Annotated in this window: 19 protein-coding genes; 5 read left to right on the top strand and 14 right to left on the bottom strand. The window is 72.7% G+C overall.

Annotated features, from left to right (window positions below):
- Positions 1 to 54 precede the first annotated feature (54 nt).
- Positions 55 to 1,191 carry an ROK family transcriptional regulator gene (locus KIK05_RS04325; RefSeq protein ID WP_214409204.1) on the bottom strand — a complete coding sequence of 379 codons (1,137 nt, stop codon included), beginning with the start codon at positions 1,189 to 1,191 and terminating at the stop codon, positions 55 to 57.
- A gap of 108 nt (positions 1,192 to 1,299) precedes the next feature.
- Between KIK05_RS04325 and KIK05_RS04320 the strand changes: the two genes are divergently transcribed.
- From KIK05_RS04320 to KIK05_RS04305, 4 genes are read left to right on the top strand one after another with little or no spacing between them, the layout of a single operon-like run.
- Positions 1,300 to 2,574, top strand: coding sequence for an ABC transporter substrate-binding protein (locus tag KIK05_RS04320; protein ID WP_214409203.1), 1,275 nt, complete (start codon positions 1,300 to 1,302; stop codon positions 2,572 to 2,574).
- Positions 2,571 to 3,413: a carbohydrate ABC transporter permease gene (locus tag KIK05_RS04315; RefSeq protein WP_214409202.1), complete on the top strand. Its 843-nt coding sequence runs from the start codon at positions 2,571 to 2,573 to the stop codon at positions 3,411 to 3,413. Before KIK05_RS04320 ends, KIK05_RS04315 begins: the two co-directional genes overlap by 4 nt.
- Positions 3,403 to 4,224: a carbohydrate ABC transporter permease gene (locus tag KIK05_RS04310; protein ID WP_214409201.1), complete on the top strand. Its 822-nt coding sequence runs from the start codon at positions 3,403 to 3,405 to the stop codon at positions 4,222 to 4,224. The genes KIK05_RS04315 and KIK05_RS04310 overlap by 11 nt, the downstream gene beginning before the upstream one ends.
- Positions 4,225 to 4,233: 9 nt before the next feature.
- Positions 4,234 to 5,586, top strand: coding sequence for an alpha-L-fucosidase (locus KIK05_RS04305; RefSeq protein ID WP_214409200.1), 1,353 nt, complete (start codon positions 4,234 to 4,236; stop codon positions 5,584 to 5,586).
- On the opposite strand, the gene KIK05_RS04300 is transcribed toward KIK05_RS04305, so the two are convergent.
- The 3 genes from KIK05_RS04300 to KIK05_RS04290 all read right to left on the bottom strand — a co-directional run bounded on the left by KIK05_RS04300 (position 5,558) and on the right by KIK05_RS04290 (position 9,865).
- Positions 5,558 to 6,538, bottom strand: a complete 981-nt coding sequence (locus KIK05_RS04300; protein WP_214409199.1) for a D-alanyl-D-alanine carboxypeptidase family protein — start codon at positions 6,536 to 6,538, stop codon at positions 5,558 to 5,560. The two genes, KIK05_RS04305 and KIK05_RS04300, sit on opposite strands and share 29 nt — an antisense overlap.
- Before the next feature lie 108 nt (positions 6,539 to 6,646).
- Positions 6,647 to 8,116 (bottom strand): DUF2079 domain-containing protein, encoded by a 1,470-nt coding sequence (locus KIK05_RS04295; RefSeq protein WP_250562194.1) that lies wholly within the window; start codon positions 8,114 to 8,116, stop codon positions 6,647 to 6,649.
- Positions 8,117 to 8,314: 198 nt separating this feature from the next.
- Positions 8,315 to 9,865 (bottom strand): GMC family oxidoreductase, encoded by a 1,551-nt coding sequence (locus KIK05_RS04290; RefSeq protein WP_214409198.1) that lies wholly within the window; start codon positions 9,863 to 9,865, stop codon positions 8,315 to 8,317.
- Positions 9,866 to 9,934: 69 nt separating this feature from the next.
- Here KIK05_RS04290 and KIK05_RS04285 point away from each other — a divergent pair, with 69 nt between their 5' ends.
- Positions 9,935 to 10,615 carry a DJ-1/PfpI family protein gene (locus tag KIK05_RS04285; RefSeq protein ID WP_214409197.1) on the top strand — a complete coding sequence of 227 codons (681 nt, stop codon included), beginning with the start codon at positions 9,935 to 9,937 and terminating at the stop codon, positions 10,613 to 10,615.
- A 53-nt stretch (positions 10,616 to 10,668) separates the two neighbouring features.
- Here the strand turns inward: KIK05_RS04285 and KIK05_RS04280 are convergent, their stop codons facing one another.
- The 10 genes from KIK05_RS04280 to KIK05_RS04235 form a co-directional block, all read right to left on the bottom strand.
- On the bottom strand, positions 10,669 to 10,911 hold the full coding sequence (locus tag KIK05_RS04280; RefSeq protein ID WP_250562262.1) for an oligopeptide/dipeptide ABC transporter ATP-binding protein: 243 nt from the start codon (positions 10,909 to 10,911) through the stop codon (positions 10,669 to 10,671).
- A gap of 92 nt (positions 10,912 to 11,003) precedes the next feature.
- A complete protein-coding gene (locus KIK05_RS04275; protein ID WP_214409351.1) occupies positions 11,004 to 12,437 on the bottom strand; it encodes a gamma-aminobutyraldehyde dehydrogenase in 1,434 nt (477 codons plus the stop codon).
- Positions 12,438 to 12,469: 32 nt separating this feature from the next.
- On the bottom strand, positions 12,470 to 14,026 hold the full coding sequence (locus tag KIK05_RS04270; protein ID WP_214409196.1) for a class I adenylate-forming enzyme family protein: 1,557 nt from the start codon (positions 14,024 to 14,026) through the stop codon (positions 12,470 to 12,472).
- On the bottom strand, positions 14,023 to 14,910 hold the full coding sequence (locus tag KIK05_RS04265; RefSeq protein WP_214409195.1) for an amidohydrolase family protein: 888 nt from the start codon (positions 14,908 to 14,910) through the stop codon (positions 14,023 to 14,025). The genes KIK05_RS04270 and KIK05_RS04265 overlap by 4 nt, the downstream gene beginning before the upstream one ends.
- A 23-nt stretch (positions 14,911 to 14,933) precedes the next feature.
- Positions 14,934 to 16,394, bottom strand: coding sequence for an amidase (locus KIK05_RS04260; RefSeq protein WP_214409194.1), 1,461 nt, complete (start codon positions 16,392 to 16,394; stop codon positions 14,934 to 14,936).
- The gene (locus tag KIK05_RS04255; RefSeq protein ID WP_214409193.1) at positions 16,391 to 17,200 is read right to left on the bottom strand and encodes an ABC transporter ATP-binding protein; all 810 of its coding nucleotides are present in this window, start codon (positions 17,198 to 17,200) and stop codon (positions 16,391 to 16,393) included. Before KIK05_RS04255 ends, KIK05_RS04260 begins: the two co-directional genes overlap by 4 nt.
- Positions 17,193 to 18,215 (bottom strand): ABC transporter ATP-binding protein, encoded by a 1,023-nt coding sequence (locus tag KIK05_RS04250; RefSeq protein WP_214409192.1) that lies wholly within the window; start codon positions 18,213 to 18,215, stop codon positions 17,193 to 17,195. Before KIK05_RS04250 ends, KIK05_RS04255 begins: the two co-directional genes overlap by 8 nt.
- A complete protein-coding gene (locus tag KIK05_RS04245; protein WP_214409191.1) occupies positions 18,212 to 19,117 on the bottom strand; it encodes an ABC transporter permease in 906 nt (301 codons plus the stop codon). Before KIK05_RS04245 ends, KIK05_RS04250 begins: the two co-directional genes overlap by 4 nt.
- Positions 19,114 to 20,058: an ABC transporter permease gene (locus KIK05_RS04240; protein ID WP_308249741.1), complete on the bottom strand. Its 945-nt coding sequence runs from the start codon at positions 20,056 to 20,058 to the stop codon at positions 19,114 to 19,116. Before KIK05_RS04240 ends, KIK05_RS04245 begins: the two co-directional genes overlap by 4 nt.
- A 6-nt stretch (positions 20,059 to 20,064) precedes the next feature.
- Positions 20,065 to 21,711, bottom strand: a complete 1,647-nt coding sequence (locus KIK05_RS04235) for an ABC transporter substrate-binding protein (RefSeq protein ID WP_214409190.1) — start codon at positions 21,709 to 21,711, stop codon at positions 20,065 to 20,067.
- Positions 21,712 to 21,853: the final 142 nt, after the last annotated feature.

The raw sequence follows: 21,853 nt of genomic DNA, 5'->3' as shown, positions 1-21,853 counted from the left end.
CGCACGCGCGGCCGGGCCGGCGCGGGTCGCCGGACGGCCCGGTGCCGCGGCGGGTCAGGCCGCCAGGCTCGCGGCCAGCACCAGGCTGGCCGCGCCGCGCGCGTGACCGCTGTCGTCCCACGCGCGCACCGTGATCTCCAGGTCGGGCAGCACCCCGATGACGCCGGCGTCGACGGCACGCTGGAAGCCGGGGGTGAGGTAGGGCCACAGCACGTGGCTCTCGCCGATCACCGTCAGCGCCGGCACGGCCAGCACGTTCACCACGCCCGCCGCGGCCCGCCCGAGGATCTCGCCCGCGTCGGCGAGCAGGGCGCGGACGCCCGGCGCGTCGTCCTCCGCCATCCGGCGCAGCCGATCCGGCGACGGCGGCTCCTCGCACAGGCCGCGCGCCACCGCCTGCGCGGCGAGGGCGTAGTCGGCGACGTAGGCGTCGACGCAGCCGCGCCGGCCGCACACGCAGCGCGGGCCGTCCGGGCTGGTGGGCACGTGGCCGAACTCGCCGGCCACTCCGGCGGGGCCGCGGTGCACCCGGCGTTCCAGCACGATGCCCATGCCGACACCGTCACCGATCGCCAGGACGAGGAAGTCGTCGTGGTCGCGTCCGGTGCCGAACAGCAGCTCTCCGGCGGTGGACGCCCTGGTGTCGTTGTCGATCAGCACCGGGACCGGCAGCCGCTCGGCCAGCGGCGGCCGCAGCGGTAAGTCCGTCCAGCCCAGGCGCGGCGACAGGCGTACCGTCCCCGTCGCGGGGTCGATCACCCCTGGCACGGCCAGGCCGATGCCGAGCACGCGCGCCCCCACGGCCGGATCGGCCAGGACCTCCTCGCAGGCGGCGGCCAGCTGCCCCACCGGGTCCTCGCCGGGCCGGAACGGCCGGGTGAAGCGCCGCACCTCGCTGCCGTCCAGCCGCATGAGCACGCCGATGAGGTGGTCGGGGTGGACCCGCAGCCCGAGGGTGTAGGCCGCGTCGGGCACCACCTCCAGCGGGACCTTGGGCCGCCCCCTGCCGGCGATCTGCGGCGGCAGCTCGCGCAGGAAGCCCAGCTCGATCAGGCGGCGGGTGTGGTCGCTGACGGTGGCCGCGCCGAGACCGAGCCGGGCGGCGATCTCCGACCGGTTGAGCGGCCGCGATCCGGTCATCGCGAGGATCTCCGCCTTGATCAGGTCTTCCCGGTAGGGGGATGTGGGCATGCCGCTCATTCTGCCTCTCTTGACGCACCCGGCGATCAACCCTAAGGTCGGCCATCAAATAAATTCGCCGCCGAAATAATACCGGGCGGCGTCGAGGAAGGAGCGCACATGGGAGTGCGCAGGAAGGCCCTCACGGCCTTCGCCCTGATGGGGATACTGGCCACGGGCGCGTGCGGCGGCGGAGGCTCGGCCACGGGCGGTGGCGTCAAGGACGCCGGCGGCGCCGTGACGCTCGACTGGGAGATGTGGGCCGGCAGCGAGGACGAGAAGGCCCAGCTCGAACACCTCGCCGGGATGGTGACCCAGAAGTACCCCGACATCAAGATCGCACTCCGCACGGCGCCGTTCAACGACTACTTCACCAAGCTGCAGACCGAGTTCGCCGCCGGCAAGCAGCCGTGCGTGGTCTCGATGCAGAGCCTGCGGCTCGGCGCCTACGCCGACGTGCTGCAGCCGCTCGACGGGAAGGCCGACACCCAGGGCTTCGCGCCCGCCGCGCTGAACACGCTGAAGATGGGCGGCAAGCAGCTCGCCCTGCCGTACGACCTGGCCTCCATGCTCCTCTACTACAACAAGGACGCCTTCACCAAGGCGGGCCTGGCGGAGCCCAGGAGCGGCTGGACGGTCGCCGACTTCGAGCAGGCCGCGAAGAAACTGACGACCGGCGGCAAGGCCGGGTTCGGCATGTCGTTCGCCGACCTGCACTCACTGTCGCTGATGCTGTCCTACAACGGCGCCCAGCCGGTCACCCCCGACGTCAAGCTCCAGTTCGACAGCCCCGCGATGGTGGAAGCGCTCACCTGGTACGCGGGCCTGGGCAGGAGCAAGGCCGGGCTGGTGCCGGCCAGCTCCTCCGACCTGGGCTGGGGCGAGACCCAGTTCGTCAACGGCAACGCCATGATGGCGGTCGACGGGTCGTGGAACATCGGCTCCACCACCAAGGACGCCAAGTTCGCGGTCGGTTTCGCGCCGCTGCCCGCCGGTTCCGCCGGATCCAAGACCTACGTCGCCGCCTCGGGATTCGGCGTCGCCAAGGGATGCCCCTACCAGGAGCAGGCGATCAAGGCCGTCTCGGTGCTCACCGGCGACGACGCCCAGGCCTACCTCGCCGGCCAGGGCCGCAGCTTCCCCTCACGGACGGCACGCCAGGCCGACTACGAGGAGTTCCTGGTCAAGAACGACCCCAAGAACGCCGAGGCGGTCCGCGGCGCGATCGCGTCGCTGAAGGAGGGCCTGACGGGAGGAGTGCCGTTGTTCACCACGAAGAACTGGGACAGCGTCGGCAAGCTCATGGCCCAGGACCTGATCCAGGTCTACACGGGCGCCCAGGCGCCCAAGGACGCCCTGGCCGCCATCCAGCAGCAGGGCGCGCGCGGGCAGTGAACCCCCGCCGCACAGAGCAGTGGAGCGCGCTCGGGTTCGCCACTCCGAGCGTGCTCGGCCTCGGACTGTTCACGCTGTTCCCGGTCGCCATGGCCGTGGTCATGAGCTTCTTCCAGTGGCCGATGCTGGGCGCGCACGAGTTCGTCGGCCTGGAGAACTTCAAGTACCTCTTCGGCGAGGACCCCGACTTCCTGGCCGCGCTGCGCAACACGTTCGTCTTCACCGGGCTGTACGTGCCGTCGAACATCCTCGTCGCGCTCGGCCTGGCCTTCTGGATCGCCAACTCGCGCTGGGCGAACTTCTGGCGGGTCCTGTTCTTCGTCCCCGCCATCACCCCGATGGTGGCCAACGCCGTGATCTGGAAGCTGCTGTTCCAGCTCGTCGGCCGGGAGCCCAGCCTGCTCGCGGACGGCCGCACCGCCCTGCTGTCGGTGGTGGCGATGAGCGTGTGGCAGGGCTTCGGCTACAACATGATCGTCTTCTCCGCGGCGATCAACGAGATGTCGCCGAGCGTGCTGGAGGCGGCCTCGCTCGACGGGGCGACCGGGCTGCGCAGGCTCGTCAGCGTGCAGCTCCCGCTGATCTCCCCCGCGCTGTTCTTCGCCGCCACGATGACGATGATCAACGCGTTGCAGGTGTTCACCCAGCCCTACATCCTCACCGCCGGCGGGCCGGGCAGCGCCACCGAGACGCTGGTGATGAACGTCTACCGGGCCGGATTCGAGTCCCGCGACCTCGGCCTCGCCGCGGCCGGCGCGTGGGTGCTGTTCGCGATCATCCTGGCCGTGACGGCCGTACAGTTCCTCGGCCAGAAGCGGTGGGTGCACTATGAAAGCTAGGCGCCTTGTCTCCCACGTCCTGCTGGCCGCCGTCGCGCTGGCGTTCATCTACCCGCTGATCTTCGCGGTGGCCACGGCGCTCAAGCCGCCCGGGGAGACGTTCGCCTCGCCGGGCTCCCTGCTCGGCTCGGGGGTGCGCTGGCGGAACTTCTCCGACGTGTTCGCCTACGTGCCGTTCGAGCGCTACATGCTGAACGGGCTGCTGGTCGCCGGGGCGGGAACCGTCGTCGTGCTGGCCGCCTCCGCGCTGTCGGCCTACGCCTTCGCCGGCCTCCGCTGGCGCGGCAGGGACGCGGTCTTCCTGGTCTTCCTGGCCACGCTGATGGTGCCGCAGGAGGTGCTCGTCGTGCCGATGTTCCTGCTCATGCAGGCGTTCGGCTGGGTCGACAGCTACCAGGCGCTGATCTTCCCCTGGGCGTTCACCGCGTTCGGCACCTTCCTGCTGCGGCAGTTCTTCAAGAGCGTGCCGGGCGAACTCCGCGAGGCCGCGCGCCTGGACGGCGGCGGCGAGCTGCGCATCTTCCTGCAGATCATGCTGCCGCTGGCCCGCCCCGCGCTGGGCGTGCTCGCGGTCTTCACGTTCATCAACTACTGGAACAGCTTCCTCTGGCCGCTCATCATGATCAACGACGTGAGCGCGCGCGGCACCGTGCCGCTCGGGCTGCAGCTGTTCTTCGGGCAGAACGGCAACCAGTGGCACCTGGTCATGGCCGCCTCGGTCATCTCCATCGTGCCCACCCTGCTGCTGCTCGTCGCGCTGCAGAGACATCTGGTGAAGGGGATCGCCACGGCCGGGCTGGCCGGGCGCTGAAAGGAACCCATGCTTCTCTTCGATCGCCGTACCGGACCCGACCTGGGGCCGGACGCGCCGGAATACCCTGACCGGCCGGTGCCGGACTGGTACCGCGACGCCAAGTTCGGCGTGTTCGTGCACTGGGGGCTGTACTCGGTCGCCGCGTGGGCGCAGCCGCGCACCCCGGGGCGGCACGTGCCGGTGGAGCTCGAGTACAGCCACCACCAGTACGCCGAGTGGTACGCCAACACCCTGCGCATCCCCGGTTCGCCGACCCGGGCGTTCCACGAGGCCGCGTTCGGGGTGGGCACGTCGTACGAGGACCTCGCCGACGGATGGACGGCCGAGGCCTACGACCCCGAGGGCTGGGTGCGGCTGTTCGCCGAGTGCGGGGCACGCTATGTGGTGCCGACGGCCAAGCACCACGACGGCTTCTGCCTGTGGGACACGGCCACCACCCCCTTCACCAGCGTCCACCGGGGCCCGCGCCGCGACGTCGTGGCGGACCTGGCGGCCGCGGCCCGCGCGGCCGGGCTCCGGTTCGGCGTCTACTATTCCGGCGCGCTCGACTGGCACGTGTCGCACTTCCCGCCCATCCGGTCGCTGACCGACCTGTTCACCCTCCGGCGCAACGACCCCGGCTTCGCCCGCTACTGCTTCGAGCAGGTGACCGAGCTCGTCGAACGGCACCGCCCCGACGTGCTGTGGAACGACATCGAGTGGCCCGACTCGGCCAAGGCCGCCGGGCCGCACAGCCTGGCCGCGCTCTTCGAGCGGTACTACGACCGGGTGCCCGAGGGGGTGGTCAACGACCGGTGGGGCGTGCCGCACCTGGGGTACCGCACCCGCGAGTACCTCACCGAGGCCGCCACGCCGCCCTGGCCCTGGGAGGCCACCCGCGGCCTCGGCACCTCGTTCGGGTACAACCGGGCCGAGGACGGCACACACCTCATCGGCCACACCGAGCTGGTCCACCTGCTGGTGGACACCGTGGCCAAGAACGGGAACCTGCTGCTCAACATCGGCCCCCGCGGCGACGGCTCCCTGCCCGACGACCAGGTGGACCGGCTCCGCCACCTGGGCCGATGGCTCGCCGGCCACCCCGGCGCCGTCTACGGCACCCGGCCCTGGCGCCGCCACGCCGAACCGGAGGGGCCCCCGCTCCGCTACACCCTCCGCCCCGACGGCACGCTCAACGTGATCGCCCTCGACCCGGCGTACGGCAGCGTCACCCTCGCCCCCGACCTGCGGCACCACCGGGACGCACGATGGGGCGAGGCGCACGCGGAGGTCTCCCCGGACGGCACGGTCACCGTCCCCCCGGCCCTGCGGTACCTGCCGGCCGCCGTCCTCACCCTCCCCCAGGCTGCGCCGGACTGAGGCCGGAGGCGGCCTGGCGGCGGGTCGCGGTGCCGCTTCCGGCGGCCGTCCGCTGGAGAAAGGTGGTCCGGGCAGCCGGCGCTCCCTCCCGTTCGGCCAGCCACTGCTCGACCGCCGCGCTCATCTTCCCGCCCGCCTCCAGCGCCGCCGCCTTCCCCGCGGCCGGGTCGGTGCCCGCCGCCTGGCCGAGGATCACCCCGAGTACCAGGCGGCCCCGCACACGGGAGGCCCACATCAGGTTGCCGCCCGCGGCGGTGCCGGAGCCGGTCTTGATGCCGATGACGCCGTGCCTGTTCAGGAGCGTGTTGGTGTTGGACAGTCTTCTCGTGTCGCCGGGGACGGCGGTGTCGGCCTGCGCCACCACCGCGCGGAAGACCGGGTCGCCCATCGCCTCCCTGGCCAGCTTGAGCTGGTCGGGCGCGGTGCTGACGGTGGTGTCCTCGTTGCCGCTGGCGCCGGTGTACCTGGTGCCGGTCATGCCCAGGCGGTGGGCGGCGGCGTTCATGCGCTCGACGAAGCGCTCCTGCGAGCCGGCGTCCCAGCGGGCCAGAAGGCGGGCCACGTTGTTGCCCGACGGCACCATCATCAGCTCCAGCATGCGACGCAGCCGTATCCGCCGGCCCTCCCTGAGCGGGACGGTGGACTCCTGCCGCATGTAGGACTCGTCGGCGGCCGTGTGGTCCACTTCGATCAGCGGGCCGTCGTCCCCTGGCCGGAGCGGGTGCCGGCGCAGGATCACGTAGGCGGTCATGACCTTCGTCACGCTGGCGATGGGCACCGGGTCCGGCCGGCCGCTGACGCCCAGGCTGCCCACGCCCTCCACCTCGACCGCCGCCTGGCCCTCGGCCGGCCACGGCAGGGGTGCCGGCACGGTGGCCCCGGAGACGGGCGGTACGGTCCCGCAGCCCGCCAGGGCTCCTGCCAGCAGGACGAACATCAAGAAACGTCGCATGCGGCCACATTGCGCCGCCCACGTGTCCCCCCGGCCGCGACCGCGTCTCCGCCCGGGCGCGACCGTGCATCACCCGTGTATCAGCCCAGGTGGGATCGCGGGACGCCGTCACACGCGATGCAGTACCACGTACCCTTCGCTGTCGAAGACGACCTGGTAGCCGAGGCCTTTGAGCTCGTCCACCCGCTGCCGCTGGCGGTCGGCCGAGCCCCACGGGTAGGCGACGCGGGCGGTGTCGGCCACGATCCAGGCGGCCGTGGGCTCCTTGTCCTCCCACAGCAGGACCGTCGTGCGGGCGGACAGGCGGGGGCCGACGTGGTTGACGGCTTCGACGACCACTCCGGACGGAACGGCGGCCACCGCCTGCTCGGCCGCGACGACCTCGGGCTTCCTGTCGTAGAAGTCGGGCCTGATGAGCTGGTCGAACGGGAAGCGCGGGACCAGCGTGAGCGCGACCACGCAGACCGCCGCCGCCCACATCAGGGACGCGCCGCGTTCGCCGAGGGCGGGGTGGCGGCGCCGCGCCCATCGGATCAGCCTGGCGGTCCCGTCGACCCCCGCGCACAGCAGGATGGTCACGGTGAAGGCACTGTGGTGGAAGTCGGTGACCCACCACTGCTGGCGGTCCGACAGCATGCGCTCCAGAAGCTGCGGGAGCGCCATCAGCATGAGGGGCGAGAAGATGCAGGTCAGCAGGGTCGGCCACAGCAGGAACGCCAGGGTGTCGACCTTGATCTGCGGGCTCAGCAGGGTACCGAGGACGTCCAGCGGATCGGTGAGGGCCTTCAGGGCCACGGCCGACAGGGTGCCGCCCAGCTGACCGTAGGCCCAGTACATGTTCGGGTCGCCGCCGACGGCCGGGATGAAGATGGCGCGGACGAAGCCGGTGTACGCCAGGCCGCACCCCATGTAGGTCACCCCGTCCTGGCGCCGGCCCTGGAGCAGGACGTAACCGCCGAAACCGACGAGCATGAAGCCCATGTCCTCTTTGACCAGCAGCAACGCCGCCGCCGCCACCGCGGCCACCGCGTGCCTGCCGGCGCTGAACCGTTCGATCATGACGGCGGTGAGCAGCGGGGCGAACGCGACCTCGTGGAAGTCGAAGTTCATCGCCCGCGCGATGGGCCAGGAGAGGGCGTAGGCGAAGACGACCAGGTAGGCGGGGGCGGTGCCGAGCACGCGCCGGGTGAACAGCCACAAGGACGGTATGGCGAGCGCGAACAGCGCGGCCTGGGCCACGATGAGCGTCTCGGGTCCGTCGTGCAGCCAGTACAGCGGGGCGAGCACCGCCAGGATCGGCGAGAAGTGCTCGCCCAGCTGGATGAAATCCATGCCTTTGCCGAGGTTCATCCCGCGCACCGGGCTCGTCGGGGCGCTGAACGAGGCGAACCCTCGGACCGTCTGGTCGAACAGTGTCAGGTCCATGCTGGTCGCCCGGAACAGGTGGAACCTCACCAGCCCGAGCAGACAGTAGACCCCGGTCGCGGCCAGGATGACGGCTGTGAGGGCGACCGCGTGCCGCGTCCGGGCCGCCGGCCGCGGCGAGGACGTGATCGGCGACCGGACCCTGGCCCACAACCCCCGTAAGCCTACGTCCCTCTGTGCTCCATCTTCGGTCGTATCGGACCGCGAGCCCACAGCCTCGCCTCCTGGACGCCGGGTACCAGAGGCAGAAAAGTAGCATCTCGGCCATTGAGCCCAAACCTCTGATCCAGCCGGTGACCGCCCGGGGCTCCGACGGTGAACGGCGCAGGATCGGGTGGCGGATCTCCGCGATCAGCGGCTTCGGTGGTGACTCCCCACGTCCGCCGGGGCACCGAGCGGCGCGACGGACTCCACGAGGTGCTCCGCCAGGGCGATGACCGGAAGGTTGGTCGTGGCTCTCGGGATGACCGGGACGGCCGAGGCGTCGATGACCCAGACGTTCTCCGTCCCGTGGACCCGGCCGGTGGCGTCGACGACGGCCCCGGTGGCCGGGTCCGGCCCGATCGCGCAGGTGCCCACCGGATGCCAGTAATGCGCGGAGGTGGTGAGCATGGCGGCGTCCCCCGCGCCCGGGTTCCCGCTGAAGGCGTCCAGCGGGCGGCCGAGCAGTGGTGCGAGAGGAGCCGACCGCGCCATCTCCGCGCAGAGGGCGGCGCCGTCCCGCAGCACGGCCAGGTCCGCGCCCTCGGGATCGGTCAGGTAGTCGTGCTCGATCACCGGCTTCACCTCCGGGTCGGCCGAGACGAGCCTCAGAGCGCCCCGTGACCTCGGGGTCAGGCAGGCGGCGGGCAGGACGCAGATCCATCCCCCGCGCTCCTTGGAGGTCCACGGGAGCAGGTGCAGGTCGTACGGCTCGTCGCCGCCGGCCGAGCGCGCCTTGCCGATGACCTGCTCGTCGGGCAGCGCCCGGCCGCGCCCGTGGTCGTCCAGCAGGCGCGTGAGTTCCTCGCTCGCGGCGAACCTCAACTCCACCGTGGGGTGGTCGTGCAGGTTGCGGCCGACACCGGGCAGGTCGAGGTGAGGGCGCACCCCGACGGCCCGCAACTGGTCGGCGGGACCGATGCCACTGCGCAGCAGGATCTCCGGGCTGCCGTACGCGCCGCCGCAGACGATGAAACGGCCGGCCTCCACGGTGAGCCGGGCCTTCCCGCGCCGCAGGTGCGCGCGGCGGGCGCGGGGGCCGTCGAGGTCGAGCCGGTCGACCAGCGCGCGGTCGACGACGCGGAGCCGGGACTCACCGCGCACCGGGTCGAGGTAGGCGAAGGCGCTGTTCCAGCGGACGCCGCCAGGGTTGTTGACGGGCGAGGGCCCGCATCCGGCGCCCGCGTGAAGGTCGTCGAGGTCGTCGGTGCGCGGGATGCCGCAGCCGACCATCGCCTCCATCGCCGCCGCCTGGAACGGGGTCAGCTCGTCGTCGGCGTCCCGCCGGACGCGCAGCTTCGCGGCGCCCTCCCGCATCAGTGCCGCGAGCCGCTCGTCGCTCCAGGACAGCCCCCACCGAAGGTAGTCGGGCCCGTGGCCGACGGTCTGCGAGCAGCCGTTGTGGGAGGAACAGCCGCCGATCACACGTGCCCGCTCGAACGGCAGCCGCCGCCCGGGCAGCGGGCCCGCTCCCTGGTAACCCCAGTCGTGGGTGGCCGGCAGCGTGGTGGAGTCGAGCAGCTCGGCGGGCCACAGTCCGTCGCCCAGCGCTCCGTAGTCGGGCCCGGCCTCGACGACCACGACGGTGAGCGAGGTCCTCTCGACGAGCCGGGCGGCGACCACCGCGCCGGCCGTGCCGCCTCCGAGGACGGCCACGTCGGCGCGGATGTCTGGAGCCGTGCTGTCGCGAACGTTCGCCATGCGCTTGAGTTTAATCGATCGGTCGATAAACTCAATGCCTGTACGCAGGCCAGGGAGAGCAGGTACATCATGGACGTCGCCATCGTCATCTACCCGGGTTTCACCGCGCTCGACGCGACCGGGCCGTTCGAGGTGCTCAGCCGGCTGCCCGCCGCCCGGGTCCGGTTCGTGTCGTCGTCCCCGGGGATGTGCCCCGCCGACCAGCCGGGGTTCGGGCTGGTGGCCGACCCGCTGACGAGCATGGAACGGCCGGGCGTCGTGGTCGTGGCGGGCGGCAGCACCACACAGCGTCACCTGGACGACGGCGAGCTGATCGGCTGGCTGCGGAGCGCCCACGAGACGAGCACGTGGACGACGTCGGTGTGCACCGGCTCGCTGCTGCTGGGGGCGGCGGGGCTGCTGCGGGGGCGCCGGGCGACCAGCCACTGGTACGAGCTGGAGAGCCTGCGCCGCTTCGGCGCCGAGCCGACCTCGCGAAGGGTCGTCGAGGACGGGAGGATCATCACCGCGGCGGGGATCTCCTCGGGCATCGACATGGCGCTGACGGTGTGCGACCGGCTCGAAGGGGCGGCGTACGCGCAGGCGGTGCAGCTCGGCATCGAGTACGACCCGCAGCCGCCGCACGACGCGGGCTCGGTGGAGAAGGCCCCGCCGGAGGTCGTCCGCTCCATGTGGGAGATGATGGCGGGCTCCTACGGGCCCTCCTGGGCCGAGCGCACGGCCGCGGAGACCGGCGCGAACTCCTCCTGAGTCCCGCCCGGCAGGCGGCGGGCCTGCTACGCCTGCCGGGCGGTCACGATCCCTCAGTCCTCGGTGCCGGGAAGAGATGGGCGCGCCACCGCGGTGAGACGGTCGTCCTGCCAGGCGAAGTGGCACACCGCCCGCCGCCCGCCCCGGCGTGCCACCGGCGGGGCGTCCTCGCCGCAGACCGCCGCGGCCGCCGGGCAGCGCGGGTGGAAGCGGCAGCCGGACAGCAGATGGAGCGGGCTCGGCGGCTCCCCTCGCACCACGACACCGCGCCCGCCCGTGCCCGAGGCGGCGTCCAGCGCTTGGAGAACCGCTCCATCGTTCCTCCGGTTTTCGAACGATCGATAGATGATGCTGGCGCGGCCGTCCCCGTCGGCGGGCGCCCCCGCCGTCAGCGCAGGTTCGCCATCACGTGCTTCACATGGGTGTAGTCCTCCACGGCGTAGGAGGAGAGGTCCTTGCCGTACCCCGACTGCTTGTACCCGCCGTGCGGCATCTCGGAGGCGAGCGGTACGTGGTCGTTGACCCAGACGCAGCCGAAGCGCAGGGCCTTCGAAAGGCGCAGCGCGCGGCCGACGTCGCGGGTCCAGACCGATGACGCGAGCCCGTAGGGTGTGCCGTTGGCCAGCGCGATCGCCTCTTCCTCGTCACCGAAGCGCTGGACGGTGATCACCGGCCCGAAGATCTCCTCCTGTACCAGTTCGTCGTCCTGGCGCAGGCCGGCGACGACGGTCGGCTCGTAGAAGAAGCCCGGACGGGAGGCGGCGCGCCCGCCGGTGACGACCTCGGCGTGGCCCGGCCGGCGGCCGACCAGTCCCGCGACGCGCTCGCGCTGCCGCGCGCTGTTCAACGGGCCGAGCGTCGTGGCCCGCGACCGCGTGTCCCCCGTCACCAGGCGTCCGGCCCGCTCCGCGAGCCCCGCGACGACCTTGTCGTACACCGCGCCGGCCGCGATCACGCGGGTGGCGGCGGTGCAGTCCTGGCCGGCGTTGTAGTAGCCCGCGCCGGCGATCGTGTCGAGCGCGTGTTCCAAATCGGCGTCGCCGAAGACCACCACCGGCGCCTTACCGCCCAGTTCCAGGTGCACCCGCTTCAGCGTGCGGGCGGCGTGCTCGGCCACCCACTTGCCGGTGCCGACGGAGCCGGTGAGCGACACCAGGTCCACGCCGGGGTGCTCGACGATCGCCGCACCCGCCTCGTCGCCTCCGAGGACGACGTTGAACACGCCCGGAGGGAGGACGTCCGCGGCGATCTCGGCGAGCCTCACCGTGGTGACCGGTGTCGTGGGGGCGGGTTTGAGCACCGTCGTGCATCCGGCGGCGAGCGCGGGCCCGATCTTCCACACGGCCATCATCATCGGGTAGTTCCACGGCGCGATCTGGCCGGCGACCCCTACGGGCTCCCGGCGGATGATGGAGGTGTACCCGGCGACGTACTCCCCGGCCGACTTCCCTTCCAGGCAGCGGGCCGCCCCCGCGAAGAACCGCAGGGTGTCGGCCATGGCGCCGATCTCGTCGGCCTTCACGGTCGCGAGCGGCTTGCCGGCGTTCGCCGACTCCAGCTCGGCGAGCTCCTCACCGTGCTCCTCCACCGCGTCCGCCAGCCGGAGCAGCGCGCGGGCCCGCTCGGCGGGAGTGGTGTCCGCCCAGCGGCCGAACGCCGCCGCGGCAGCCGCGACGGCCCGGTCGACGTCCTCCGCGCCCGATCGCTGAGCGTGCGCGATGGTCTCGCCGGTCGCCGGATCCAGGACGGGGGTCGTCCCGCCGCCCGTCGCGTCGGTGAAGGCGCCGTCGATGAAGTTCCGCAGCACCGGTCTGTCGTGCATCTCTGTCTCCGAATCGTCCTTGCTGGCGGAGGTCACGCGCCCTCCTGGGCGCGCCTGCGCAGCTCCACTTTGTCGATCTTGCCGATGGGGAGTTTCGGCAGGTCCCGTTCGAGCCGGAACACCTTCGGCACCTTGTAGTTGGCCAGCCGTGAGCGGGCGTACGCCTGGATCTCCTCCGGCGTCAGCGGCGCGGCCGGCACGATGAACACGTGCCCGACCTCGCCCCAGCGCTCGTCGGGCACGCCGACCACCGCGGCGAGCGCCACGGCGGGGTGGTCCTCCAGAGCGGCCTCGATCTCGCGCGGGTACACGTTGTAGCCGCCCGACTTGAACATCTCCTTCAGGCGGCCCACCAGGCGGATGTGCCCGCCCTGCTCCTCGGTCGCGAGATCGCCGGTGTGCAGCCAGCCTTCCTCGTCGATCGCCGCGCGTGTCGCCTCGAGGTTGCGGAAGTAGCCGCGGGTGATGAAGTCACCGCGGACGAGGATCTCCCCGGCCTCGCCGGGGCCTGCGGCCGTCCCGTCGGAACGGCGCAGCGTGACCTCGTAGTGGGGGTCGATCCGGCCGACGCTCCACGCCAGGACGTCGAGGGGGTCGCCGGGATCGGTATAGGTCACCGAGCCGGTCGACTCGGTGAGGCTGTAGCTGGTGCCGAGCCGGGCGCCGGTCTTCGCCAGGGTGGTGAGCAGGCTCAGCGGGGCGGCGGCGCCGCCCCACAGGATCCACTCCAGCGAGCTCAGGTCGCGCTCGGCCCACTCCTCGGTCCGCACCGCCGCGAGCAACTGCGTGGGGATGCAGTACAGGTGGGTCAGCCGTTCGCGTTCCACGGTGCGCAGGGCCCCGGCGGGGTCGAAACGCTCCATGAAGACGACCGTGCCGCCGCCGGCGAGGACGGAGGTGCAGATGTCGCCGAGCCCGCCGATGTGGTTCAGCGGAAGGTCGCACAGCTTGCGCGGCGCGTCGCCGTACCACCGTCCGGCCTGCACCACCCCGCAGTACGCCAGCCCGCCGCTGGGCACCAGAGCGCCCTTGGGCTTGCCGGTGGTGCCCGAGGTGTAGATCATCGCCGCGGGGTCGAGCGGCCGTACGCCCGCCCGGGCGCCAGGGAGCGACGGCGCGGCCTCCTCCCCCTCGGCCAGGAAGTCCTCGTAGGAGATCGACAGCCCCGGCACCGCGCGCCCCCGCGTGATCACCCGCATGGGCCCGAGGTCGCGCAGCGCGCTCAGCGTCCCCTCCTGTGACGGGTCGCCGTCCAGCATGCCGAACAGCAGCGTGGGCCGGCTGTCGGTGACGACGTGGGCCAGTTCGGCCACGGTGTACTTGGGGTTGAGGCCCACCCACACCGCGCCGATGCCCGCGGTCGCGAGGAACACCACATAGCACTCCGGCCCGGGGTGCCCGAGGAGCGCGACCCGGTCTCCGTGCCGGACGCCGGCGGCGAGCAGCCCGGCCGCGCAGCGGTCGACGTCCTCGCGCAGCCGGCGGTAGGTCCAGCGCCCGCCCGGCCCGGCCAGCGCCTCCCGCTCCGGATGACGGGTGGCCCAGTGGCCGACGTAGTCGGTGATCAGTGGCAGCCGCGGCACACTCATACGGGTACGGCCTTCCTTCCCTCGAGCAGCCGGCCGGCGTTGCCGTGCATGAGCGCCTCCAGCGTCTCGGGCCGCAGGCCCAGCTCCCGCCATTGGTCGAGAGCCCGCTGGAACGGGAACACCGGCCAGTCGGTGGCGAACAGTATCTGGTCGCGCAGCAGCCGGTCCATGAAGCGGAACATGACGTCCCACCCGGAACCCGGCACGCCAATGTATTTGGGGGCGAGACCGCCGAAGTCGATCAGGAGGTTCGGGTGACGCCGTGCCACCGCCACGATCTCCGGGATCCACGGCCAGGAGCCGTGGCAGGCGATCAGGGTGGCCTCGGGGAAGTCACAGGCGACCTTGTCCAGCCGTTCGGGCCGTTCGGCGTCGATGGGATGGCGGCGCGAGTAGTTCACCCCGGTGTGGAGCGCGACGGCGAGGCCGAGCTCGGTGGCCTTGGCGTACACCGGGTACAGCTGCCGGTCGTCGATCGCGTGGCCGAAGAACGACGGCTGCACGTTGATCCCGCGCAGCCCGAGGGCGGCGGCCCGCTCCACCTGGCGTACCGCGGGCATGACGCGCAGCGGCTCCAGCGTGACGGTGCCGTACCCCGAGAACCTCCCGGGGTGGCGGGCGACCTGCTCGGCGACCTCCTCGTTCAGGGCGTCGGCGTAGTCGCCGTGCTCGAACTCGGCGTGCAGCACGGCGTGGGAGACGCCGGCGGCGTCCATCTCGGCCAGCAGTTCGTCCATGCCCTTGTGCCAGCCGTTGCCGATGTCGAGGACGGCCTCGTACTGCGTGTAGACGTCACCCCCGTCGGCGATGGGCGGGCGGACGGCGCTGGGCACGCGCACGCGGAAGTCGATCACCGGCGAGGACGTGGTGCCGGACGGGTTCATGGGTTCCTTTCCGTTGTCGGGGGTCACAGGGCGAGGCCGGTGGGGACGCGGTGCCGCCACGGATGGGCCCGCTCGAGCTGGGCGGCCAGGGAGATGACGGTGCCGTCGCGCCAGCGCCCGCCGATGAGCTGGACGCCGAGCGGCGAACGGCCGAGCGGCTCGACCACGGGCACGGAGATCGCCGGCAGGCCGAGCATGTTGGACAGCACGGTCAGCGACGCGGTCTCCTCCACCCGTCGCATCGGCAGCCACGGGTCCTCCTCCTGCCCCTCCCAGAGGGCGCCCTCGTAGGAGGCGAGGACGGGGTTGGTCGGGGTGAGCAGCACGTCGACGGCGTCCCAGGCCGTGTACATCTCCGCCGACCGCAGTTGCAGGTCCAGCACCGCGGTCACGTAGGTCAGCGAGTCGGTGCGCCGGGCGGCCTCGCGCAGCGTCCGGTTGAGCGGTTCGACGGCCTCCTCGTCGGCGATCTCGCTGTCGGCCGAGCCGGTGGCGTACAGGATGTCGAAGCGGGCCTTGAACCAGTCGGCGTCCAGGCCGGGCACGTCCTGTTCGACCACCTCGTGGCCCAGGTCGGCCAGCATGTCGGCCGCGCGGCGGACGGTGGCGGCGGCGACCGGGTCGACCTCGGCCGGGAAGGCGGGCTGGATGTTGACGCCGATCCGCAGCCGCGCCGGGTCGCGTTCGGCTCGCTGCCGGTACGGCGTGTGGTCGGGCGGGGCTCCGTACCAGCCGGTGGGCGGGGCGGCGGCGAAGACGTCGAGGACGGCGGCGGTGTCCATGACGGTCCTGGTGAGCACCCCTTCGGTGGTCCAGCCTTCGAGCCAGTGCGCGGCCGTCGGGACGCGGCCCCGGCTCGGCTTCATGCCCACCAGGCCGCAGTAGCTGGCGGGCTCGCGGATGGAGCCGGCGCCGTCCGAGCCGTGGGCGATGGGGAACATGCCGGCCGCCACGGCCGCCGCCGCGCCACCGCTCGACCCACCGGGGCTGAGGCGGAGGTCCCACGGGTTGCGGGTCACGCCGTGCCGGTGCGACTCGGTGATCGACAGGGTGCCGAACTCCGGCGAGGTGGTGGCCCCGGCGAAGACGAAGCCGGCCTCGCGCAGCGCCCGGACCGCCGGCGCGTCCTGCGGCATGACGTCGTGGGCGACGGCGTTCGACGCCCCGCACAGCGGCCAGCCGCGTACCGGGTGCAGGTCCTTGATCGCCATCGGCACGCCGTGGAACGGCGGCAGGGGCTCACCGCGCGCGACGGCGGCGTCGGCGGCGTCGGCCGCCTCGCGGGCCTCCTCCCGGCTGAGGTGGCAGATCGCGTTGAGCGCGGGGTCGAGGGCGTCGACGCGCGCGAGGTGGCTCTCCAGGATCTCCCGCGCGCCGATCTCGCCGGCGGCGATGCGCGCGGCCAGCTCGGTGGCGCTCGGCCAGCCGTCCGGGCCGGTGCCCGCCGGTGGGGCGAGGCCGGGTGAGGGGTCCGTCCGGGTCATGGTGTCTCCTCGGTGGAAGGGGTGAGACGGCGGGTGGGCCGCCAGCCGGGGCGGGGCACGCTCTCGCGCAGCAGCCGGGTGTATTCGTGGCGGGGGTCGTCCAGCACCTGCCCGGTCGGTCCCCGCTCGACGATCGCGCCGCGCCGCATGACGACGACGTCGTCGGTCACCTGGCGCACCACGGCGAGGTCGTGGCTGATGAACAGGTAGGCGACCCCGGTGCGTTCGCGCACGTCGGCGAGTACGTTGAGCACCTGGGCCTGGATCGACACGTCCAGCGCGGCGACGGCCTCGTCGAGGATCAGGACGCGTGGTTCGGCCGCGAGCGCGCGGGCGATGGCGACGCGCTGGCGCTGGCCGCCCGACAGCCGCGCGGGCAGCGCGGCGAGCTGGCGGTCGTCCAGGCCGGCGAGTTCGGCGAGTTCGGCGACCCTGCGGCGACGGGCGGGGGCGTCCAGCGTGGAGTGCAGCCTCAGCACCTCGTCGATGGCGGCGGCCGGGGTCTGGCGGGGGTCGAGGCTCAGGTAGGGGTCCTGGAAGACGATCTGGACCTCCCGGCCGCGCCTGCGGCGTTCGCGGGCGGAGCGGGCCGGCGCCGACCGGTCGGCGCCGCAGGCCGTGACGCGCCCGCTGGTGGGCCGCTCCAGCCCCACGATCATCCGGGCGATCGTCGTCTTGCCGGATCCGGATTCGCCGACGATGGCCAGCGCCCCGGCCGGGGCGAGGGAGAAGCTCGCGCCCTCCACCGCGACGGCGTCGCCGAAGACCTTGCGGAGCCCTTCGACCTCCAGGATCGGCTCAGTCACCGCCCGCCACCGTCCCTTCCTCGTCGCGGCTCCGGCCGTCCCCGACGGGGGCCGCCAGTAGCTCCTCGGCCCGCACGCAGGCGACCTCCCCGCCCGCCAGCGGCCGCAGGCGGGGGCGGACGGCGCGGCAGCGCTCCGCCACGTGCGGGCACCGGGTGCCGAAGGCGCAGCCCGCGGGCGCCTCGAAGGCCGACAGCGGGCGCCCCGGTGTGGTGGGCAGCCGGTCGGTGCGGCGCTCCAGGGACGGCCGGGCCGCGCCGAGGGCGGCGGTGTACGGGTGCAGCGGCAGATCGTGCAGTGAGGAGGACGCCTGGGTCTCCATGACCCGGCCCGCGTACATCACCACGGTGCGGTCGCACACCGCCGCCGCCAGTTCCAGGTCGTGGGTGATGAACAGCAGCGCCAGCCCGCGCTCGCGCCGCAGCTCGTCGAGGATCGCCATGACCTCGGCCTGCGTGGTGACGTCGAGCGCCGTGGTCGGCTCGTCGGCGAGCAGCAGGCACGGCGCGGACAGCAGCGCGCCGGCGATCATCACTCGCTGCAGGAGCCCGCCCGACAGCTCGTGCGGGTACTGGCGGAGCCGGCGGCGGCCGTCCGCGACACCGACCTCGTCCAGTACCCGCACCGCGCGCTCCTCCGCCTCCCGCCGCCGGACCCGCCGGTTCACGCGCAGCGCCTCGGTCAGGAAGTCGCCGATCGTGCGCAGGGGGTTGATGTGGGCGCGCGGGTCCTGGAACACCACCGCGACCTCGGAGCGGAACTCGCGCAGCGCCTGCCGGCGCAGCGCCAGGACGTCCGTGCCGCGGTAGCGGATCGAGCCCTCGGCGTGCGCGCCGGGCGGGAGCAGCCGGGCGATCGACCGGGCCGTCATGGACTTGCCCGATCCCGACTCGCCGACCAGGCCCACCGCCTCGCCCTCGCCGACGCGCAGGGAGACGTCGCTGAGCACCGTTCTCGGCTCGCCGCCGACCGGCAGCCGTACCGTGAGGCCGGCCACCTCCAGCAGGGCGCTCACGCGGCGGCCCCGAGGAGGCGGCGCCACCGGCCGGGCGGCGCGGTCCGTCCCGTCCTGGCGGGGGCCGACAGGCGCTCGCCGAGGATGTTGAACGCGACGACGAGCACGACGATGCAGCCGCCCGCCGACAGCGACTCGGCCGGGTACCCCTGGAGCACCCCGGACTGCCCGCCGGCGACCATGACCCCCCAGTCGGAGCCGGGAGGACGCACCCCGAGGCCGAAGAACGAGATGATGGCGAGGTCCACCATGGCGTATCCGAAGAACAGCGTGGCCTGCGCGCCGATGAGCGGCAGCAGGTTGGGCACCAGGTGCCGCAGGCATATCCGCACCGCGCCCGCCCCCTGCACCTCCAGCGCCTGGATGTAGGCCTTGCGGCGCTCGGCGAGGGCGGCGCCGCGCAGCAGCCTCGCGATGTAGGGCACGTACGCGACGGCGAGCGCGATCACCGCCGCGGTGAGCCCGGCGCCGAACACCGCGGCCACCAGCATGGCCAGCAGGACGCCCGGGAAGGCGAACACCACCTCCAGGGCCGAGGACACCACCGAGTCCAGCCACCCGCCCGCCCACGCGGCCAGGACGGCGAGGACCACGCCTGCCGTCATGCTCAGCGCCACGACCCACAGGGGTCCGAGAAGCGAGGTGCGCGCGCCGGTCAGCAGCCGGGCGAGCAGGTCGCGGCCCTGGCCGTCGTAGCCGAGCGGATGCCCGGCGTCGGGTGGGGCGTACGCGTGCGCGAAGTCGCTGGCGTTCGGATCGGTGGACAGCAGCGCCGGGCCGGCCGCCGCGAGGACGACCGCGGCGACGATCACCACGGTCGCAGCCGTGCCGAGCGGGCCGAGGCCTGCGCCGCGTCCGGGCCGGCGGCGTACGGCGGCCGGTGGCGCGGGGATGCCACTCATGATCGCCTCCCTAGGGTGATGCGCGGGTCGAGGAGCGCGGCGACCACGTCGACCACGGTGTTGACGAGGACGAACGCCGTGACCAGGACGAGGGATATGCCCTGCACGACGGCGAAGTCCTTGGACAAGGTGGCGCTGACGAGGTAGGCGCCGAGGCCGTTCAGCCCGAACGCCCGCTCCACCACCGCCGCCAGCGCGATCATGGACGCGGTCGTCATCCCGGTCAGGGTGATGATGGGAACGGCCGCGTTGCGCAGCGCGTGGCGGCGGACCACCGCGGCGTACGGGACGCCCCGGCTGACGGCCGTCTGCACGTGCTCCCTGCCGAGCTCCTCCCGCACGCTGGTGCGGGTGACCCTGGCGACGGCCGCGGTCGCGGACGCCGCCAGGGCGACGGCCGGGAGCGTCAGGTGCCGCAGCCCCTCCCACAGACCTGACCCGTTGCCGAACGCGGGCAGCCAGCCCAGGCCCACGGCGAAGACGCCGATGAGCGCGATCGCCGCGACGAAGGGCGGCACGGCGACGACCGTGGCCGTGGCGGCCACGACCAGCGAGTCCAGCGGGCCCGGCCGCAGCGCCGCCAGCAGCCCGATCGCGACGCCGGCGACCACGACGATGACGGACGCGTACAGGACGAGCGCGACGGTGGTGCCCGCGCGGGCCGCTATGAGGTCGGAGACGTTCTGGCGCAGGGTGATGGACAGGCCGAGATCGCCTCGCAGGGCGTTGCCCGCCCAGGCCAGGTAGCGCACCAGGAACGGCTCGTCGAGGTGGTAGCGCGCCACGAGGACCGCGACGCTCCCGGGCGGCAGGGAACGGCCTCCCGAGAGGGTCGCCAGAGGGTTCCCCGGAGCCACGGACAGCCCGGCGAACACCACGAAGCTGGACACCACCAGTGTGGCCACCAGCATCGCCAGGCGGCGCAGAAGGTAAGCGGCCACGCGCGCTCACCCCACCGCGCCGAGCTTGGCCGCCCACGGCGCGAACAGATGCTGGGAGGACACGGTGGCTCCGGTGAGCTTGGAGTTGAGCACCAGGACGGTGTCCGGGGCGACGTTCGGGATCCACGGCAGGTCCTCGGTCACCGCCTGCTGCGCCTGGACCGCCAGTTCGGCCCGCTTCGCCGGCTCCTGCGTGCCGCGCGCCCGCTCCAGGAGGCCGGCCACCCGGGGGTCGCGGTAGCCGCCGTAGTCCTGCGGGCCGCCGGGCAGGGAGAACGTCGCGTACAGGGCGGCGGGATCGGCCCAGTTGGGGTAGTTGGTGGTGAAGAAGCCGTCGACCTGGGCGCGGGCCTGCCGGTCGAGGAAGAAGGAGCTGTAGGCGTCCACCGAGACCGCCTTCAGCTCGGCCTTGAGCCCGATCTTCTCCGCGGCGGCCTTGTAGAGGTTGGCCTCGGTGGCCAGCTTGTTCAGCTCGTTGCTCATGCCGAACGTCACCGTCCTGCCGGTCGCGCCGGCCTCCTGGACGAGCTTGCGCGCCGCGTCCAGGTCGACCTTCGGGGCGCCGAGGCCGTCCCACGCCTTCTGGAAGGTGTCCTTCTCGTAGCCCCACGTCCCCGGGCTTCCGAGCGCTCTCGCGGGCTGGGCGGCGCCCTTGTAGAGGGTGCGGATGTAGGCGTCCCGGTCGACGGCCAGGGACAGGGCGCGGCGGACGCGGGCGTCGGCCAGCGGGCCCTTCTTCATGTCGGAGACGATGAACGCGTCGATCAGGTACGACGGCCCCTGGTACACCTTGACGGCGGCGCTCGCCCGGATCTGGTCGATGGTCGACAGCGGCAGCTCCAGGTAGGCGCCGTCCACCTCGCCGGTGAGCAGCGCCGCCGTCAGCGTGGCCTCGTCCGGGATGCCCTTGAAGTCGATCTGCCGCACGAGCGGGAGCTCCGCCCGGTTCCAGTAGCCGTCGTTGCGGACGACGGACAGCACGTCGCCGGTGCGCCACTGGCCGAGTTTGAACGACCCGGTGCACATGGCGCCGCCGTTGACGGTGCCGTAGTCCTTCCCCTTGGCCTGGACGTAGTGCTTGGCGACCACCATGCCGGGCATGTACGACAGGACGTCGCGCAGCCAGTAGTCGGGCTTGCTCAGTTTGAGGGTGACCTCGAGCGGCCCGGTGGCGCGTACCGAGGTGATCCTGTCGAGGACCGGCACCCAGTAGCCGCCGCCTTCGGGGTCGCGGTTGCGCTCGATGCTGAAGGCGACGTCCTCGGCGGTCATCGGCGTCCCGTCCCAGAAGCGCACGCCGCCGCGGAGCTTGACGACCGCGGTCCCGGCGTCGGGGTAGTCGATGCCGGTCGCGAGCCCGGGCTCGACGGAGCCGTCCGGAGCCTGCCGGAACAGCGACTCGCACATCAGGCTCGTGACGGTGATCTCGGGGTAGTCGCCGGTGGTGATCGGGTCGATCGAGGTGGTCCCCCGGTAGAGGGCCCAGGTGACCTTGTCGACCTTCCCGACGCCGGGCGGGGTGGTGGTGACGAGTTCCCGCCTGCCCGCGCCGTCCGGTGCGGCGCCCGCCGCCTTGTCGTCGCTGCTCTTGTAACAACCGGCCGTGGTGAGGATCAGCGCGATGGCCGCCACCGCGGCGGCCCTGTGCCGCATGTGTTGCATTTCGGTTCGCCAATCGTGGCAGAGGATCACCGCCGTCCGGACAGCGGGTGAATGTAGTCGAACGATCGCTCAAAGAATGGGTGATGTCAAGACCTCGGCAGGCCTCGCCGGGCATCCGGACGCCCAGTTCGGA

The organism is Sphaerisporangium fuscum (assembly GCF_018531465.1).
Classification (GTDB): Bacteria; Actinomycetota; Actinomycetes; order Streptosporangiales; family Streptosporangiaceae; genus Sphaerisporangium; species Sphaerisporangium fuscum.
The sequence above is the reverse complement of the archived record's forward strand: the minus strand, read 5'-3'. Positions and strand labels throughout refer to the sequence as shown.